The 14,074-nt window shown below is 72.0% G+C and carries 14 protein-coding genes; 6 read left to right on the forward strand and 8 right to left on the reverse strand.

All coding sequences use genetic code 11. From position 1 onward, the window contains the following. Together SD460_RS17575 and SD460_RS17580 are read right to left on the reverse strand one after the other, a co-directional pair. Complete coding sequence (locus tag SD460_RS17575) at window positions 1–750, reverse strand: TIGR03084 family metal-binding protein (protein ID WP_290057530.1); 750 nt, start codon at window positions 748–750, stop codon at window positions 1–3. 17 nt (window positions 751–767) lie between these two features. Further along, complete coding sequence (locus SD460_RS17580) at window positions 768–2,456, reverse strand: bifunctional 3'-5' exonuclease/DNA polymerase (RefSeq protein WP_290057531.1); 1,689 nt, start codon at window positions 2,454–2,456, stop codon at window positions 768–770. Window positions 2,457–2,669: 213 nt separating this feature from the next. Between SD460_RS17580 and SD460_RS17585 the strand changes: the two genes are divergently transcribed. Further along, window positions 2,670–4,304, forward strand: coding sequence for an acyl-CoA synthetase (locus tag SD460_RS17585; RefSeq protein WP_318306385.1), 1,635 nt, complete (start codon window positions 2,670–2,672; stop codon window positions 4,302–4,304). Window positions 4,305–4,321: 17 nt separating this feature from the next. Here the strand turns inward: SD460_RS17585 and SD460_RS17590 are convergent, their stop codons facing one another. After that, the gene (locus SD460_RS17590; RefSeq protein WP_290057533.1) at window positions 4,322–5,245 is read right to left on the reverse strand and encodes a hypothetical protein; all 924 of its coding nucleotides are present in this window, start codon (window positions 5,243–5,245) and stop codon (window positions 4,322–4,324) included. A 359-nt stretch (window positions 5,246–5,604) separates the two neighbouring features. On the opposite strand from SD460_RS17590, the gene SD460_RS17595 reads away from it, so the two are divergent. From SD460_RS17595 to SD460_RS17610, 4 genes are read left to right on the forward strand one after another with little or no spacing between them, the layout of a single operon-like run. Then, on the forward strand, window positions 5,605–6,357 hold the full coding sequence (locus tag SD460_RS17595; RefSeq protein WP_290057534.1) for an SDR family oxidoreductase: 753 nt from the start codon (window positions 5,605–5,607) through the stop codon (window positions 6,355–6,357). Continuing rightward, window positions 6,354–7,409 (forward strand): phosphotransferase family protein, encoded by a 1,056-nt coding sequence (locus tag SD460_RS17600; RefSeq protein WP_290057535.1) that lies wholly within the window; start codon window positions 6,354–6,356, stop codon window positions 7,407–7,409. The genes SD460_RS17595 and SD460_RS17600 overlap by 4 nt, the downstream gene beginning before the upstream one ends. Then, complete coding sequence (locus SD460_RS17605) at window positions 7,409–8,065, forward strand: histidine phosphatase family protein (protein WP_290057536.1); 657 nt, start codon at window positions 7,409–7,411, stop codon at window positions 8,063–8,065. Before SD460_RS17600 ends, SD460_RS17605 begins: the two co-directional genes overlap by 1 nt. 10 nt (window positions 8,066–8,075) lie before the next feature. Then, on the forward strand, window positions 8,076–8,993 hold the full coding sequence (locus SD460_RS17610; protein WP_318306386.1) for an SMP-30/gluconolactonase/LRE family protein: 918 nt from the start codon (window positions 8,076–8,078) through the stop codon (window positions 8,991–8,993). Here the strand turns inward: SD460_RS17610 and SD460_RS17615 are convergent, their stop codons facing one another. Continuing rightward, on the reverse strand, window positions 8,994–9,656 hold the full coding sequence (locus SD460_RS17615; RefSeq protein WP_290057538.1) for an SDR family NAD(P)-dependent oxidoreductase: 663 nt from the start codon (window positions 9,654–9,656) through the stop codon (window positions 8,994–8,996). A 50-nt stretch (window positions 9,657–9,706) separates the two neighbouring features. On the opposite strand from SD460_RS17615, the gene SD460_RS17620 reads away from it, so the two are divergent. Further along, window positions 9,707–10,270, forward strand: coding sequence for a TetR/AcrR family transcriptional regulator (locus SD460_RS17620; protein WP_290057539.1), 564 nt, complete (start codon window positions 9,707–9,709; stop codon window positions 10,268–10,270). Here SD460_RS17620 and SD460_RS17625 read toward each other — a convergent pair. Genes SD460_RS17625 through SD460_RS17640 form a run of 4 tightly spaced genes read right to left on the reverse strand, consistent with a single transcriptional unit; the run spans window position 10,267 to window position 14,036 of the window. Beyond that, window positions 10,267–11,094: an enoyl-CoA hydratase family protein gene (locus SD460_RS17625; RefSeq protein ID WP_290057540.1), complete on the reverse strand. Its 828-nt coding sequence runs from the start codon at window positions 11,092–11,094 to the stop codon at window positions 10,267–10,269. The genes SD460_RS17620 and SD460_RS17625 overlap by 4 nt on opposite strands. Next, window positions 11,091–11,783: an SDR family NAD(P)-dependent oxidoreductase gene (locus SD460_RS17630; RefSeq protein WP_290057541.1), complete on the reverse strand. Its 693-nt coding sequence runs from the start codon at window positions 11,781–11,783 to the stop codon at window positions 11,091–11,093. The genes SD460_RS17625 and SD460_RS17630 overlap by 4 nt, the downstream gene beginning before the upstream one ends. Further along, complete coding sequence (locus SD460_RS17635) at window positions 11,780–13,291, reverse strand: benzoate-CoA ligase family protein (protein ID WP_318306387.1); 1,512 nt, start codon at window positions 13,289–13,291, stop codon at window positions 11,780–11,782. The genes SD460_RS17630 and SD460_RS17635 overlap by 4 nt, the downstream gene beginning before the upstream one ends. Further along, entirely contained in the window at window positions 13,284–14,036 is a 753-nt protein-coding gene (locus SD460_RS17640) for a creatininase family protein (RefSeq protein ID WP_290057543.1), read from the reverse strand. Before SD460_RS17640 ends, SD460_RS17635 begins: the two co-directional genes overlap by 8 nt. Window positions 14,037–14,074 lie beyond the last annotated feature (38 nt).

Below are 14,074 nucleotides of genomic sequence, written 5' to 3' on the forward strand. Positions count from 1 at the left end.
TCAGAGGAAGACGCGGGCGATGTCCAGCCACCGGCCGGCGTCCTCGCCGGTTGCAGTGAGGGCGGTTTCGGCGCGGGACCGGCGGTGGGTGACCCGGAGGCAGAAGTCGAGCGCCGTGCCTCGCACGCGTTGTGCGGCGGCTTCGGGACCCCACGTCCAGAGTTCGCCTTCGGGCCCGGTCAGCTCGACGCGGAACTCCTCGGCCGGCATCGGCGACTGCGCCGCGGAGAACGACAGCGGCCGTCCGGCCACGCCGAGAGCGGCGATGTGCCGGAGCCGCGGGGTCGGCCGGCGCGTGGCGCCCAGTGCGTCGAAGACGTCCTGGCCGTGCGCCCACGTTTCCATCAGCCGGAGCGGCACCATCAGGACGGCGGTCGCCTGGGAACCGAACCAGGGGAAGGCGTGGTCCAGCGGCACGTCGCCGAGCGCGGCCGCCAGCTCAGCCCGGCCGGTGCGCCAGCGTTCCAGCAAATCCGAGCGCGGTTCAGCGGCCCCCGCGGCGGCGTCGAGGTCGGCGTCCTTGGGCACGGCGTCGAACGCTTCCGGCGTCCGGATGGCGGTGAGCACGTTCGCGTCGGCCGCGGCGAGGTGCGCGATCTGGTGGGCGATCGTCCAGCCCGCGGCCGGGGTCGGCCGGGACCAGTCGGGTGCCGCGCTCACGAAGGCGTCGAGCTCGTCGCCTTCGGCGATCAGGCCGGGGAGGGCGCGTTCGCGCGGGACCGTGGAGAGGTCGAGCCCGTAGTCGATCACGATTCAGGCTACCGGAATCACTTCGCGTCGGCGTACGTCTCCACCGGGGCGATGTGCAGCGGGAACCGCACCGGGCAGGCCGGGCCGAACAGCATGCGGGCCGCCTCGGTCACGCTGTCCGTGATCGCCGTCGTCACCTCCTCCGCCAGCTTGTCCGGCGTGTGGACGATGACCTCGTCGTGCTGGAAGAACACCAGGTGCGCGGGGGCCGGGAGGCGCTGCCGCAGCGTGGCCAGCATGACCGCTGTCATGTCGGCCGCGCTGGCCTGGACCACGAAGTTGCGCGTGAAGCGGCCCCAGCCGCGCGACGCACGGCGGGCTTTCAGCTCCGCGGCCTCGTCCGAAGCCAGCCCGCCGGTCAGTGCGCGCCACGCGGCCGATGGCGCCGGGGACGTTCGGCCCAACCGGGAGCGAACGCGCTCGCCGCGCTCGCCCGCCTGGGCGGCGTGCTCCACATAGGACACCGCGTCCGGGAACCGCTGGCGCAGCAGCCCGAGCAGGGGGCCCGCCTCGCCGGACGTGCCGCCGTACATCGCCGACAGCATCGCGATCTTCGCGCGCGCCCGGTCGTCGCGGTCGTCGCCCGCGGGCGGGACCCAGCGGGCGCCCGAGAACAGCGCCTCGCCGAGCCGCGCGTACAGGTCCGTCGCCGCCGCGACGTCGGCCAGGCGCCGGTCGCCCGACAACGCCGTGAGCACCCGCGGTTCGAGCTGGGCCGCGTCGGCCACCACCAGCTTCCAGCCCGGATCCGCCCGGACGCACGTGCGCAGCACCTTCGGGATCTGCAGCGCCCCGCCGCCGCGGCTGGCCCAGCGGCCGGACACCACCCCGCCCACGACGTAGTGCGGGCGGAAGCGCCCGTCGGCGACCCACTCGTCGAGCCACGCCCACCCGTTCGCCGTGAACAGCCGCGAGAGCTCCTTGTACTCCAGCAGCGGCGCCACGGCCGGGTGGTCGATGCCCTTCAGCAGGTACTTCCGCGCCGCCGGCACCTCGATCCCGGCACGCGCCAGCGCGCGGACCACGCTCGGTGGCGAGTCCGGGTTGACCGGCCGTCCGCCGAACGCCTCGCTGATCTTCGCGGCCAGCTCCACGAGCGCCTTCGGCCGCTCGCCGGGGCGCACCCGCGGGCCGAGCCGGGAAACCAGCAGCGCCTCGTGCAGGTCGGCCCGCCAGGGCAGCCCGTCGGCCGACATCTCCGCCGCGGCCAGCGCGCTCGCCGACTCGGCGGCCAGCAGCAGCCGCATCCGGTCGGGGTGCTCGGTCGCGGCCACCCGCCGCTCCTGCTCGGCCAGCACGCGCCGGATCGCCGTGACGACCGTCACGCCCTCGGGCAGCGTCGGCACCCTGGTCTCGAACAGCGTCGGCTGCGCCAGCTCGACGGCCGCCGAATCCGGGGGTGGTTCTTCGCCGTTCGCCCTGGCCCAGGCCGCGCGCAGGCTCCGCGACTGCTCCTCCGTGCCCTCGTACGCCAGCAGCAGCCCCTCCGCCAGCGCGACGTCGTAGCAGCGGCGCACCCGCACCCCGGCCGCGACGAGCACCGGGTACGTCGACTCCGCCGACGCGAACACCCACCGCGGCTCGGCCGACGCCTCCAGTTCCCGCGCCGACCTGGCGAAACCCGCTTCGTCCAGCCCTGTCGACGTCGAAGACGGCGTGTGCACGGTGAAGCTCCCGTCCTCCTCACGCCCCGCGATCACCTGCACGTAGACATTGTGCCGACCACCACCGACATTTTTCGGGGGTTCGGGTGGCGGAGCCCCCGTCCTGGGGCGAAGCCCCAGATGACACCGACAGTTTCCGCGCGCTCGCGGGTGGTGCGTTCGGCCTAGGGTTGGTTTACTCTCCAGTAGCTCCCATACCGCCGGTACGCCGCCGTCGGCGTGGGCTCTCTTCCCCGCAGCAACGGAGGTGCCTGGATGAGCCTGGTCGAGCTCGCCACGCAGGTGGCGGACAAGGTGGCCGAGACGGCCCGCAGCGTCGACGTGATGCGCCGCGCGGGGCTCGTTCCCTTCCCCCGGCTCGACGAGGGGGTTCGCTCGCTGGTGGCGATCCGCAAGTTCGGGCCGTTCGCCGGCGCCAACCACATCTCCGCGCGCCGCGACCCGACCGCCGTCGGCATCGTCGACGAGCTCGGGCCGCTCACCTACAAGCAGCTCGACGACCAGTCGAACGCGCTGGCCAGGGCGTGGTCGGAGCGCGGCATCGAGCCGGGCCAGGTCGTCGCCGCGCTCTGCCGCGACCACCGGGGCCTGGTCCTCACGATGGCGGCGGCGGGCAAGCTCGGCGTCCGCCTGCTGCTGATGAACACCGGGTTCGCCAAGCCGCAGCTGGCCGACGTCGCCGAGCGCGAGGGCGTCACCGCGCTCGTGTACGACCAGGAGTTCACCGGCCTGCTCGACGCGATGCCCGATGGCGTCGACCGGTACCTCGCCTGGGTCGACCCGGACAGCGACCTGTCCGGCCGCGACGTGCCGGTGCTCAGCGAGATCATCGCCAGCACCGACGACCGGCCCTGGCCCGCGCCGGCCAAGCCGGGCGGGTTCGTGCTGCTGACCAGCGGCACCACCGGCACGCCGAAGGGCGCGCCGCGGCCGCACACCTCGGCGCTGGCGTCGGCGCAGTTCCTCGACCGGATCCCGCTGCGGTCGAACGAAGCCACGTACATGGGCGCGCCGCTGTTCCACGGCACCGGGCTTTCGCAGTTCATCCTGTCCTTCGCGCTCGGCTCGACGGTCGTGATGCGCCGCAAGTTCAGCCCGGAAGAGGCGCTGAAGGGCGTCGCCGAGCACAAGTGCACCGCGCTCGTGCTGGTGCCGACGATGCTGCAGCGCATCGTCGACCTGCCGAAGGAGACCCGCGCGAAGTACGACACGTCGGCGTTGCGGATCATCTTCGTCGCCGGCTCGGCGCTGTCACCGGACCTGGGCAACCGCGCGAACGAGGCGTTCGGGCCCGTGGTGCACAACCTGTACGGCTCGACCGAGGTCGCGGTGGCGACGGTGGCGACGCCGGAGGACTGGCGGAAGGCCCCGGGCACGGTCGGCCGCGCGCCGGTCGGCTGCAAAGTGGCGCTATACGACCAGAACGGCCGCCGCATCACGGAGCCGAACGTGACCGGCAGGGTGTTCGTGGGCAGCGGCCTGAGCTTCGGCGGCTACACCGACGGCCGCCACAAGGAGATCATCGACGGCCTGCTCTCCAGCGGCGACGTCGGCCACTTCGACGCCGACGGCCTCCTGTTCATCGACGGCCGCGACGACGAAATGATCGTCTCCGGCGGCGAGAACGTGTTCCCGATCGAGGTGGAGAACCTCCTGGTGGAGCGCGAAGACGTGCTCGAGGCGGCGGTGATCGGGGTCGCGGACCCGGAGTTCGGCCAGCGGCTGAAGGCGTTCGTGGTGCTCGCCGACGGCGCTTCACTGGACGCCGACGAACTTCGCGACTACGTGAAGGCGAACCTGGCGCGGTACAAGGTGCCGCGGGACGTCGAGTTCCTCGACGAGCTGCCGCGCAACGCGACCGGGAAGGTGTTGCGTACCAAGCTTTCCTGACGGGCCGGGCCCGCCGATCAGTCCCAGTCGATGCCGAACACCCCGGGGCCGAAGTCGAGTGCCACCGCGTGCACGCCGTCGCCGCCGTCGAGCTTCAGTGGGCGGCGGGCGAGTGAGCCCGTCGACCCGTTGCGCGAGTACTGCCAGCACCGCTCCGGCGCGGTGCCCGGTGCGAACCGGACCTCCAGCAGGTACTCCCGCACCGGGCGGCGGAACTCGCGGTAGTGGGTGTTGCGGCACTCCGGGTACGGCGGCCCGCTGTTCGTCAGCGTGTACTCGATCAAGTGCGTCTCGCCGCGGTTGATCGGCTGGTCGAAGAGCAGCTCGGCGACGATCAGTCCGTGTGCCTCGTCGACCTCGGCGCGGCCGATCCGGCAGTTGCGGACCGCGTGCAGCTCCGGAGCGCCCGCCGCGGGATCGTCCTGGGTGTACACCAGCAGCCAGCGGTCCTGGCCGTCCGAGACCGCCTGGAACACCGCGCGGGCCGTCACCGCGCGCTGGCCGCCGTCCGCGGCGATTTCGCACAGGTCGTGCAGCCCGACCAGTTTCAGCGGGTGCTGGCGCTCCAGCGCGTTCGGGGCGCCGACCTTGTCCAGCAACGGCTGCAGCACCTCGAGCGGGAACGACATCGGCTCGCCGCCCGCGTGGCGCTTCCCGGCGCCGCCACGGGGCCGTGGCGGGGGCAGGAGGCCGAGCAGGGCGCCGGCCGGGACGTCCAGGATCTCTTCCAACGTACGGACGGCCGACAGCGAACTCTGCCGTTCGGGCTGGCGCTTGCCAGACTGCCAATAACTGAGGGCGGTGACGCTGACGACGACGCCGCGGGCCCGCAGGCGGGCCTGGATCCGGTCCAGCGACAGCCCGCTCGTCGCGATGGCCGCACGCAGCTGCGTGGCGAACGCGGTGCGCCCGTTCTCGTCGCCCGCCGTGCTGCCCGCCATTGCCGATCCGCCCCGTGCCGTCCCCCGACGATCCCCGACACGGAGCACGTTAGCAGGATTCCCCGCCCCGACCGCGTCCCTCTTCGCCAGGCGGTCCGCTGGGGCGAACGGGCTAGTACTGGCAACTGTGAACCATTGCCCCGGCCAGGCCGGACGCGCTTGTATGACTTGCCCGCGCCGGTGGCCCCGCCTCCCCCTCACGGACCACCCGGGCGCGGGCCGAGAAGCCGTGGACAACGGCTCCGGTTCACCCGGCCGCGTTGTGCGACCGGCCGGTGTGGCCGCGCGATGACCGGTGGCCCGGCGACGCCCCCAGCGCCGGGCCACCGGTCTTATTACCAACGGGTAGCATCCGGTCCATGACGCTCCGGAAGAACATCCTGATCACCGGCGCCAGCAGCGGGTTGGGCGAGGGTATGGCCCGCCGGTTCGCGGCGAAGGGGCGCAACCTGGCGCTGTGCGCGCGACGCACCGAGCGCCTCGAGAACCTCGCCAAGGAACTCGAAGCCGCGCACCCCGGGATCAAGGTCGTCACGCGCACCCTCGACGTCACCGACCACGACCGCGTGTTCGCCGTCTTCGAGGAGTTCCGCGCCGAGCTCGGGTCCCTCGACCGGGTGATTGTGAACGCCGGGCTCGGGAAGGGGCAGCCGGTCGGCAAGGGCCGGTTCGACGCCAACCGCCAGACCCTGGAGGTCAACTTCGTCTCGGCCGCCGCGCAGATCGAAGCGGCCGCGGGGATCTTCCGGGAGCAGGGCGCGGGGCACCTCGCGGTCGTCTCGTCGTTCAGCGCCATCCGGGGGCTGCCGGGCAACCTCACCGCGTACGCCGCTTCGAAGGCGGGCATCTCGGCGTTCGTCGACGGCACCCGGCTGGAGCTCAAGCGCAAGGGCATCGCCGTCACCGACGTCCGGCCCGGCTACATCGAGTCGGAGATGAACGACCGGATCGGCAAGAACCCGTTGCTCGCCCGGGCCGAGAGCGGCGCCAAGGCGCTGGCCAAGGCGATCGAGGCCGAGCCGCGGCGCGCCTACGTCCCCGCGTGGCCCTGGGTGCCGCTGAGCCTCGCGATGCGCGTGGTGCCGGCCTCGATCCTGCGGAGGTTCGCGTGACCACCGTCGAGGTGCGTGAGGAGGACGCCTTCGACGCGGCCGCGGTCCACGCCTGGCTGACGACGAAGCTCGAGGGCCTCGGCGACGAGCCGCCGCGCGTCCGGCAGTTCCCCGGCGGCGCGTCGAACCTGACGTACCTGCTGACCTACCCGGACCGCGAGCTGATCCTGCGCCGCCCGCCGGCCGGGCACAAGGCCGCGTCGGCGCACGACATGCGGCGCGAGTACCGCGTGCAGCACGCGCTCGCGCCGGTGTTCCCGTACGTGCCGCGGATGCTGGCCTTCGGCGACGACGAGAGCGTGCTCGGCGGCGACTTCTACGTCATGGAGAAGCTCGACGGCCTGATCCTGCGCGGCGACCTGCCCGCCGGTCTGGAGCTGAGCGCGGACCGGGCGCGGGCGCTGTCGGGCAAGGTCGTGGACCGGCTGGTCGACCTGCACGCCGTCGACGTCGAGAAGGCCGGGCTGGCCGACCTCGGCAAGGGCGCGGGCTACGTCGAGCGCCAGATCCGCGGCTGGTCGGACCGGTACACGGCGGCCCGCACGGACAACGTCGGCGACTTCGCCGAGGTGCGCTCGTGGCTGGCGGAGAACCAGCCCGCCGAGGTGAAGATCTGCTTGATCCACAACGACTACCGGCTCGACAACCTGGTGCTGGACGGCCCGTCGACGCTGAACATCACCGGCGTGCTCGACTGGGAGATGGCCACCCTCGGCGACCCGCTGATGGAGCTGGGCAGCATGCTGGCCTACTGGGTGCAGGCCGATGACGACGACGTGATGAAGGCGAGCCGCCGCCAGCCGACGCACGTGCCCGGCATGTTCACGCGCGAGGAGTTCGTGTCGCGGTACGCCGAGCGGACCGGGCTCGCGATCGGCGACTGGCGGTTCTACGAGGTCTACGGCCTGTTCCGGCTCGCGGCGGTGCTGCAGCAGCTGTACCGGCGGTACCGGGAGGGCGCCACGCGCAACCCGGCGTTCAAGGACTTCTGGCAGTTCGTCGGCTACCTGGACTGGCGCTGCCGGGAAATCATCGCGAAGGGAAGCGTGTAGTGGGCGCGATCTACCTGGTCCGGCACGGGCAGGCGTCGTTCGGCGCGGCCGACTACGACGCCCTGTCGCCGCGCGGCTTCGAGCAGTCCACTGTGGTCGGTGCGGAACTGCTGCGCCGCAACGTCTCCTTCAGTCAGGTCCGGTCGGGTTCGCTGGCGCGGCAGCGGGACACCGCGGCGACTGCGCTCAAGGTGCTGGGCAGCGACGTCCCGGTGGTCGAAGACCCGCGCTGGAACGAGTACGACCACGTCGACATCGCCCGCCACCACGCGGGCGGTGCGCCGCAGGAGGATTCCCATGCGTACCAAGGGGTACTCGACGCGGCGCTGACCGCGTGGACGACGGCGGGCACCGGCGGGCCGTGCGCCGAGACGTGGCCGGCGTTCGCCGCCCGCTGCCGCGACGCGCTCGCGGATCTGGTGGCCTCGCTGGGCAAGGGGGAGCACGCGCTGGTGTTCACCTCCGGCGGCGTCATCGCCACGGTCTGCGGCCTGCTGATGGGCACCCCCGAAGCCGGTCTGCTGAAGCTCAACCGCGTCACGGTCAACGGCGGCATCACGAAGCTGGTCTCCGGCCGCGGCGGCGTCACCTTGTTGTCCTTCAACGAACACCCGCACTTCGAGGCCGACGCGGCTTCGTTGCTCACCTACCGGTAGGAGACGTCCGATGCGGTTCGGCGAAGTCACGATCCACCCGGTGAACGGCCACGGCCCGGAAGACGTCGTGGTCGACGGCGAAGGCCGGATCTACACGGGCGTCGACGACGGCCGCATCCTGCGCCTGTCCCCGGACGGCCGCCGCATCGACGTCGTGGCCGACACCGGCGGCCGCCCTCTCGGCCTGGAGCTCTACGGCGAGGACGAGCTCCTGATCTGCGACGCGCGCGCCGGGCTGCTGGTGGTCCCGCTGGCCGGCGGGACGCCGTCGGTGCTGGCGACGTCGGCGCTGGGGCTGGACTTCGTGTTCTGCAACAACGCGGCGGTGGGTTCGGACGGGACGGTGTACTTCACGGACTCCTCCCGTCGCTTCGGCATCGACAACTGGCGCGACGACCTGATCGAGCAGACCGCGGGCGGCCGTCTCCTGCGGCGTTCCCCGGACGGCTCGATCGACCTGCTGCTCGACGGCCTCCAGTTCGCGAACGGCGTGGCGTTGGCCCCGGACGAGTCGTTCGTGGCGGTGGCGGAAACGGGCGCGTGCCGGGTGTCTCGGGTGTCCCTTTCGGACGGTCGCGTCGACGTCCTGGTCGATGGTTTGCGGGGCTTCCCGGACAACATCTCGACGGGTACGGATGGCCTGATCTGGATCACGCAGGCGTCGCCGAAGGTGGCGGCGCTGGACGTGGTGCGCAAGCTCCCGGCGTTCCTGCGCGCGGGTGTCCGCCGGCTGCCGACGTCGCTGCAGCCCAGCCCCGGCCGCGAGGTGGGCGTACTGGGCGTGTCGGCCGACGGCAAGGTGGTCCGCGAACTGCGCGGCGAGATCGACGGCTTCCACATGCTGGTGGGCGTCCGCGAGTGGCAGGGGCAGCTGTACTTCGGGTCGCTGGAGGAGAACGCGATCGCGGTGACCACCGCGCTCGGGTGACTACCAGGGCACGGCTTCGCCGTGCCGGTCCAGGAACCGGAGTCCGGGCTTTCCCGCCTCCGCCTCGAGAACGTCGACCACCAACGGGATCGACTCCTCCGGTGACAGCGGCGCGTCCGGGCCGCCCAAGCGGGTCCGGTTGTGGCCCGGGTCGATCAGCAGCTTCGTGTGCCCGTCGCCGTCGTACCGGGTCGCGTAGCTGCGCATCAGCTGGTTGAGCGCCGCTTTGCTGGCCTTGTACAGCTCGTAGCCCGCCTCGGTGTTGCGCGTGATGCTGCCCTGCTCCGACGACATCACCGCGACCGTTCCGCCCGGGACGACCAGCTCGCGCAGGGCTTCCAGCACCCGCAGCGGGCTCAACGCGTTCGTGATCATCACCTCGGTGAACATCTCCGTCGGCACCTCGCCGATCGGCAGGTCGCCGCGGTCGATGGCCGCGTTGACGAAGAGCAGGTCGAACCGCCGGTCGCTCAGCCGCGAGCGCAGGGCGGTCAGGTCGGCAGGGTCGGTCATCTCCAGGGTCTCGACTCTCAGGCCCGGGGGAGTGGTGCCGCGGGTCGTGGCGGTGACCTGCCATTCGCGGCGGCTCAGTTCGTGGGCCAGGACCAGGCCGAGGCCGCGGGAGGCGCCGATGACGAGTGCTTCGGGCACGGGGATCTCCATTTGTCTAGACGCGACGTTGCGTCTAGACAGTAACACGCTATCGTGGCCCGATGTCCAACCCGCCCAGGGCGCGCTCCGGCAACCGGCGTGACGAGGCCGCCCGGCTCGCCGTGCTGCACGCCGCCGACGATCTGCTCGTCGAGCACGGGTTCGCCGGGTTGACCATCGAGGCGATCGCGCGCGAGGCCGGCGTCGCGAAGCAGACGATCTACCGCTGGTGGCCGTCCAAGGTCGAGATCCTGCTCGACACGCTCATCGACGACGCCACCAAGCAGCTGCCGGTCCCGGAAAAGCCGACAGCGGCGAGCATCCGCGCGTACCTGCGCGCGTTCGCCGGCTTCGTCACCGGCGACCCGGCGGGCAAGGTCCTGCTCGCGCTCCTCGCCCAGGCCCAGCACGACCCGGCCACGGCCGCCAGTCTTCAGGAGCGCTACCTCGGGCCGCGCCGGGCCGAGGAACGCGACCTGATCACGCGCGCGATCGACGCGGGCGAGATATCACCGCGGCTCGGCGCCGATGCGTTGCTGGACGCGCTGTTCGGCCCGATCGTCTACAGCGCACTCACCGGGTCGGGCCACGAGCTGGCCGACGCGCTCGCCGACGAACTGCTCTAGCGGCCCGTCCACCGCGGCTCGCGGCCCGCGGACCAGGCCGCGTAGAACTCCTTGTGGTCCTTGGCCGTCATCAGCAGTGCCTGGGTGATCGCTTCCAGCTCGATCGCACTGCCCAGGTCCATGTCCAGTTCGCGGGTCAGCAGCACCTTCGTCGTCGCGTACGCCAGTGCCGGGCCGTCCGCCAGGCGGCGGGCCAACGCCGAGGCCGTTGAAGCCAGGTCGGCGTCCGGGACCACTTGAGAAGCCAAGCCGATCTCCAGCGCACGAGCTGCCGGGAGCTTGTCGCCCAGGATCAGCAGCTCCGTCGCGCGGCCCAGGCCGACCAGCCGCGGCAGCAGGTACGCCGAGCCCATATCCGCGCCGGCCAGGCCGACCTTCGTGAACAGGAACGCGAACTTCGCCGACTCCGCGAGCAGGCGGAAGTCGCTCGCCAGCGCGATCACCGAGCCCGCGCCCGCCGCGACGCCGTTGACCGCCGCGATCACCGGGATCGGGCACTCGCGCAGGGCCTTCACCACCGCGCCCGTCATGCGCGTGAACTCCAGCAGCTGCGCCGTCTCGAACTTCTGGAGCTCGCCGATGATCTCCTCGACGTCGCCGCCGGAGCAGAACCCGCGGCCCTGGCCGGTGATCACCAGCACTCGGACGTCTTCGTGCTGCGGCAGTTCCAGCACGAGGTCGCGCAGGTCGGCGTAGACGTCGAAGGTCAGCGCGTTCAGCTTGTCCGGCCGGGTGAAGGTGACCGTGGCGACGCCGCTGTCCACAGTGAACTCGAAGTGGTCCCACTCCTTCGTCAGCGGTGCGGTCGCGCGGAACGGGCTCATCGTTGTATTCCTCCGCCGTCGAGTACGAGGGTCTGGCCGTTGATCGCGGCGGCTTCGGGCGCCGCCAGGAAGGAGACGGCGAACGCCACCTCCGCGGGTTCCAGCAGCCGGCCGAGCGGGGAGGCCGCCGCCAGCGCCGCTTCGGCGTCGCCGGGGGACCGGCCCGTGCGCTCCTGGATCCGCGCCACCGAGGAAGCGGTCATGTCGGTGCGGACGAACGCCGGGCACACCGCGTTCGCCGTGACACCGGTGCCGGCCAGCTCCGCCGCCACCGCGCGCACGAGACCCAGCGCCGCGTGCTTCGACGCCGTGTACCCGGCCGTGTAGCGGTAGCCGGCGTGCGACGCGGTCGACGCGACCGTGACGATCCGGCCGCGGTCGCGTTCGCGCATTCCCGGCAGCACCGCACGCGTGCACAGGAAAGCACCCGTGGCGTTGACGTCCAGCTGGCGGTGCCAATCGTCCAAAGTGGTCTTCGCGGCCGGGGCGCTGGAGGAGATCCCGGCGTTGTTCACCAGGACGTCGACCGGCCCCGCCGAGGCGAAGTACGCGGAAACCGCCTCCTCGTCGGTGACGTCGCACGCGGCGCGGCCCGGCGCCAGCACGGTGTCACCGAGGGAACGGAACCGCTCGGCGATCGCCGCGCCGATGCCGCGGGTGCCGCCGGTGACCACGACCAGCCGGCTCACGGGCGGGCCGCCAGCGCGCGCCGGTCGAGCTTTCCGTTGGCGGTACGGGGAAGTTCGGTCACGAACACCACCTCGCGGGGGTACTTGTGCTTGGCCAGGTGGGCTTTCGCGTGGTCCTTCAGCTCGTCGGCGGACACGGGGGCGCGCACCACGACGTACGCGCGTGGCACGACCAGGCCGTCGACCTCGTGGCCGACCACAGCGCAGTCCACCACGGATTCGTGCCCCAGCAGGCAGTCCTCGATCTCGCCGGGCGCGACGAACACGCCGCCGACCTTGAGCAGCGCGTCGGCGCGGCCGTGGTGGCGGAAGAAGCCCTCGGAGCGGCTGAAGAGGTCGCCGGAGGTCAGCGTGTCGCCGTCGAACGTGCGCGCGGACTTCTCCGGATCGCCGAAGTACTCCAGCGCGATCGTCGGCCCGGTCACCCGCAGCGGCCCGATTTCGCCGTCGGGCAACGGGTTCCCGAGCTCGTCGACGACCTCGGCGGTGTAACCGGGGACGGGGGTGCCGAGCGTCCCGGCGCGCGCCCGGCCCGGCCGGTTCGACAGGTAGATGTGGTACGCCTCGGACGAACCGATCCCGTCGACCACCGGCACGCCGAAGGCCGCGTCCCACTTCCGGTGCAGCTCCGGGGGCAGCGCCTCGCCCGCCGACGTCGTCATCCGCAGGCAGCTCAGGTCCTGCTCCGCCGCGGCCGGGTGGGCGACCATCGCGCTCATCATGGTCGGCACGTTGACCAGTACCGTCGGCCGGTGCCGGGCGATCAGCTCGAAGATCAGGTCGGCCGTGCTGCGTTCGGGGAACGCGATCCCCGCGGCACCGACGCCGAACGGGAACATCGCCACCAGGTCGCGCGCGTAGCCGAAGAACAGCTTGGGCACGGCGAGGACCCGGTCGTCTTCCCGCAGCCCGAGCACCTGGACGGCGTACCGCTCGAAGCTTTCCTTCGGGCTCCGCAACGGGTGCACGCACGCCTTGGGCGCGCCGGTGCTGCCGGTGGTGAACTTCCAGATGCCGACGTCGTCCACAGTGGTCGGTGCGGCGTCCAGCGTGTCCGGCGCGGTGTCGAGCAACGTCCGGAAGGGACGTTCGCCCGGCCGCAGGTCCTCCTCCGGTACCCCGGTGACCAGCAGATTCCGGGCCCCCGCCTCCCGCAACGCGGGCAGCGTGACGGCGTCCGCGAGCACCGTCACGGCTTCGGTGTACCCGAGGTAGTAGGCGTAGTCCTTGGGCTGCAGGAACGGGTACACCTCGGCGGTGACGGCGCCGATCTTCTGGGCCCCGTACCAGGCCGCGACGAACTCTTCGCCGTCGCTCAGCGCCAGCAGGACCCGCTGTCCACTTCGGACACCGGCGTCGAGGAACACGTGCCCGGCCTGGTTGGCCAGCCGGGCCAGCGCCGCGTAGCTCACCGAGCGATCCCCGACGATCAGGGCGGTGCGATCGCCGCGGCCCGCGGCCACGTGCCGGTCGAGGAAGTGCGTGGCGAGGTTGAACGGCTCACTCACGGGCCAGCTCCCGGATCGCTTCCACCAGCAGATCGGTCAACGTCGAGAAGGTCTCCGCGCCTTCTTCCGCCGTCGCTTCCGCGGGCTTGCCGCAGTACGCGTCGGACATCCCCATTTCGAGGAAACCGCCGTCGGAAGGGGCCGAAGCGAGACTGACCGGCACGTGCGGCAGCGTCCGCATGAGTGCCTGGTCGACCAGCTCGGGCCGGTCGGCGAGCACCAGCGACGTCTCGTACCGCCCGGCGTGGCACTCGCCCGACCGGAACTCCTCGGTCAGCCGCTCGGCGTGCCGCCGCCGGACCAGGTCGAGCAGGGCGACCTTGCCGTCGTAGGCGAAGTTGAGCGTCTCCGCCGCCCGCCGCAGCGTGACCAGGTGCGCGGGCTCGAAGTGGTTGTTGACCAGCAGGATCCGGCGCAACCGCTGGCCGATCAGCGCGGCCCCGATGTCCACCAGCAACGCGTGCAGCGTCTCCTCGCCGATGTGGACGCCGCCGGCGAACCCGGCCGCGAAGCGCGTGACGCCGTACGGGACCTCCGGCAGCACCAGCACGTGGACGTCCTCATCGGCCGCGAGCCGTTCGGCCGCGCGCTCGCACATGCCGCGCGAGATCAGCGGGTCCGTGCCCAGCGGCGCGTGCGGCCCGTGCGGCTCGACCGCACCCAGCGGAAGCAGCAGCACCGGTACGCGTGAGCCGTCCGCGAGGGCGGCGACCTGCCGGGAGGTGAGGTCCGCGAAGTACGTCACGCAAATCAAGCTACACCGCAGCGGCCTGAGGTGTATAG

Source organism: Amycolatopsis solani, from assembly GCF_033441515.1.
Taxonomy (GTDB): domain Bacteria; phylum Actinomycetota; class Actinomycetes; order Mycobacteriales; family Pseudonocardiaceae; genus Amycolatopsis; species Amycolatopsis solani.

Bases quoted from the DNA above. Each gene is read 5' to 3' on its own strand.
- SD460_RS17585 (WP_318306385.1), top strand. From the start codon at position 2,670: ATGAGCCTGGTCGAGCTCGCCACGCAGGTGGCGGACAAGGTGGCCGAG.
- SD460_RS17590 (WP_290057533.1), bottom strand. From the start codon at position 5,245: ATGGCGGGCAGCACGGCGGGCGACGAGAACGGGCGCACCGCGTTCGCC.
- SD460_RS17595 (WP_290057534.1), top strand. From the start codon at position 5,605: ATGACGCTCCGGAAGAACATCCTGATCACCGGCGCCAGCAGCGGGTTG.
- SD460_RS17610 (WP_318306386.1), top strand. From the start codon at position 8,076: ATGCGGTTCGGCGAAGTCACGATCCACCCGGTGAACGGCCACGGCCCG.
- SD460_RS17615 (WP_290057538.1), bottom strand. From the start codon at position 9,656: ATGGAGATCCCCGTGCCCGAAGCACTCGTCATCGGCGCCTCCCGCGGC.
- SD460_RS17620 (WP_290057539.1), top strand. From the start codon at position 9,707: ATGTCCAACCCGCCCAGGGCGCGCTCCGGCAACCGGCGTGACGAGGCC.
- SD460_RS17625 (WP_290057540.1), bottom strand. From the start codon at position 11,094: ATGAGCCCGTTCCGCGCGACCGCACCGCTGACGAAGGAGTGGGACCAC.